The organism is Halobacillus sp. Nhm2S1, from assembly GCF_019599545.1.
Lineage (GTDB): Bacteria > Bacillota > Bacilli > Bacillales > Halobacillaceae > Halobacillus.
This window is the reverse complement of the sequence record NZ_JAIEZV010000009.1, coordinates 1-3,030: the sequence shown is the minus strand read 5'-3', so window position 1 is coordinate 3,030 and position 3,030 is coordinate 1. Positions and strand designations below refer to the sequence as shown.

At 53.0% G+C, this 3,030-nt stretch carries 1 rRNA gene; it reads left to right on the top strand.

The window, feature by feature from the left end:
* Positions 1-102: 102 nt before the first annotated feature.
* Positions 103-3,018: ribosomal RNA gene (locus K2225_RS19880) — 23S ribosomal RNA — on the top strand.
* Positions 3,019-3,030 lie beyond the last annotated feature (12 nt).

Sequence of the window (3,030 nt, the reverse complement as noted above, 5' to 3'; positions counted from 1 at the left end):
GTGAACCTTGAAAACTGGATAAGGAATCATTGTTTCATCTAACGATGAGACATTTGATGACAAGACATCTAATTGAAATTGTAAACGTCTTTTCACGAAGATAGTTAAGTGAATAAGGGCGCACGGTGGATGCCTTGGTACTAGGAGCCGATGAAGGACGGGACTAACACCGATATGCTCCGGCGAGCCGTAAGTAGGCTTTGACCCGGAGATTTCCGAATGGGGAAACCCACTGTTCGTAATGGAACAGTATCCTATACTGAATACATAGGTATAGGCAGGCACACCCGGGGAACTGAAACATCTAAGTACCCGGAGGAAGAGAAAGCAAACGCGATTTCCCAAGTAGCGGCGAGCGAAACGGAATCAGCCCAAACCAGAAAGCTTGCTTTCTGGGGTTGTAGGACACTCCATTGGAGTTACCAAAGAGGAAGATAGGCGAATCGATCTGGAAAGGTCAGCCAGAGCAGGTAACAGCCCTGTAGTCGAAATCTTTCTCTCTCCGGAGTGGATCCTGAGTACGGCGGAACACGAGGAATTCCGTCGGAATCCGGGAGGACCATCTCCCAAGGCTAAATACTCCCTAGTGACCGATAGTGAACCAGTACCGTGAGGGAAAGGTGAAAAGCACCCCGGAAGGGGAGTGAAAGAGAACCTGAAACCGTGTGCCTACAAGTAGTCGGAGCCCGTTAATGGGTGACGGCGTGCCTTTTGTAGAATGAACCGGCGAGTTACGACCGTATGCGAGGTTAAGCAGCAGAAGCGGAGCCGCAGCGAAAGCGAGTCTGAATAGGGCGAGTGAGTATGCGGTCGTAGACCCGAAACCGTGTGATCTACCCATGTCCAGGGTGAAGGTCAGGTAACACTGACTGGAGGCCCGAACCCACGCAAGTTGAAAATTGCGGGGATGAGGTGTGGGTAGGGGTGAAATGCCAATCGAACACGGAGATAGCTGGTTCTCTCCGAAATAGCTTTAGGGCTAGCCTCAGAATAGAAAGTCATGGAGGTAGAGCACTGATTGGACGAGGGGCCCCTATCGGGTTACCGAATTCAGTCAAACTCCGAATGCCATAGACTTTGTTCTGGGAGTCAGACCGTGGGTGATAAGGTTCATGGTCGAGAGGGAAACAGCCCAGACCGCCAGCTAAGGTCCCAAAGTGTGTGTTAAGTGGAAAAGGATGTGGAGTTGCTTAGACAACCAGGATGTTGGCTTAGAAGCAGCCATCATTCAAAGAGTGCGTAATAGCTCACTGGTCGAGTGACTCTGCGCCGAAAATGTACCGGGGCTAAACACACCACCGAAGCTGCGGATTGATCTTATGATCAGTGGTAGGAGAGCGTTCTAAGGGCCGTGAAGTCAGACCGTAAGGACTGGTGGAGCGCTTAGAAGTGAGAATGCCGGTATGAGTAGCGAAAAAAGAGTGAGAATCTCTTTCACCGAATGCCTAAGGTTTCCTGAGGAAGGCTCGTCCTCTCAGGGTTAGTCGGGACCTAAGCCGAGGCCGAAAGGCGTAGGCGATGGACAACAGGTTGATATTCCTGTACCACCTCCTTTCCGTTTGAACGACGGGGGGACGCAGGAGGATAAGGAGAGCGCGCCACTGGATGTGCGCGTCCAAGCAGTGAGACGGTCGGATAGGCAAATCCGTCCGGCAACGTCAAGCTGTGATGGGGAGGGAAATAAAGTACCGAAGCTCCTGAGTTCACACTGCCAAGAAAATCCTCTAGTGAGGAAAGAGGTGCCCGTACCGCAAACCGACACAGGTAGGCGAGGAGAGGATCCTAAGGTGAGCGGGAGAACTCTCGTTAAGGAACTCGGCAAAATGACCCCGTAACTTCGGGAGAAGGGGTGCTCCTCTGCCGAGGAGCCGCAGTGAAAAGGCCCAAGCGACTGTTTACCAAAAACACAGGTCTCTGCGAAGCCGTAAGGCGAAGTATAGGGGCTGACACCTGCCCGGTGCTGGAAGGTTAAGGGGATGCGTTAGCTTATGCGAAGCGTTGAACCGAAGCCCCAGTAAACGGCGGCCGTAACTATAACGGTCCTAAGGTAGCGAAATTCCTTGTCGGGTAAGTTCCGACCCGCACGAAAGGTGCAACGACTTGGGCACTGTCTCAACGAGAGACCCGGTGAAATTATACTATGTGTGAAGATGCACATTACCCGCGACAGGACGGAAAGACCCCGTGGAGCTTTACTGTAGCCTGATATTGAATGTTGGTACAGCTTGTACAGGATAGGTAGGAGCCTTGGAAGCCGGAGCGCTAGCTTCGGTGGAGGCGCTGGTGGGATACTACCCTGGCTGTACGGACATTCTAACCCAGGACCGTGATCCGGTCCGGAGACAGTGTCAGGTGGGCAGTTTGACTGGGGCGGTCGCCTCCCAAAAGGTAACGGAGGCGCCCAAAGGTTCCCTCAGAATGGTTGGAAATCATTCGCAGAGTGTAAAGGCACAAGGGAGCTTGACTGCGAGACCTACAAGTCGAGCAGGGACGAAAGTCGGGCTTAGTGATCCGGCGGTTCCGCATGGAAGGGCCGTCGCTCAACGGATAAAAGCTACCCCGGGGATAACAGGCTTATCTCCCCCAAGAGTCCACATCGACGGGGAGGTTTGGCACCTCGATGTCGGCTCATCGCATCCTGGGGCTGTAGTCGGTCCCAAGGGTTGGGCTGTTCGCCCATTAAAGCGGTACGCGAGCTGGGTTCAGAACGTCGTGAGACAGTTCGGTCCCTATCCGTCGTGGGCGTTGGAAATTTGAAAGGAGCTGTCCTTAGTACGAGAGGACCGGGATGGACACACCGCTGGTGTACCAGTTGTTCCGCCAGGAGCATCGCTGGGTAGCTACGTGTGGTCGGGATAAGTGCTGAAAGCATCTAAGCATGAAGCCCCCCTTGAGATGAGATTTCCCTTACCTATAAGGTAATAAGATCCCTCAGAGACGATGAGGTTGATAGGTCCGAGGTGGAAGCGTGGTGACACGTGGAGCTGACGGATACTAATGGATCGATGACTTATCTATCTGATTATAATC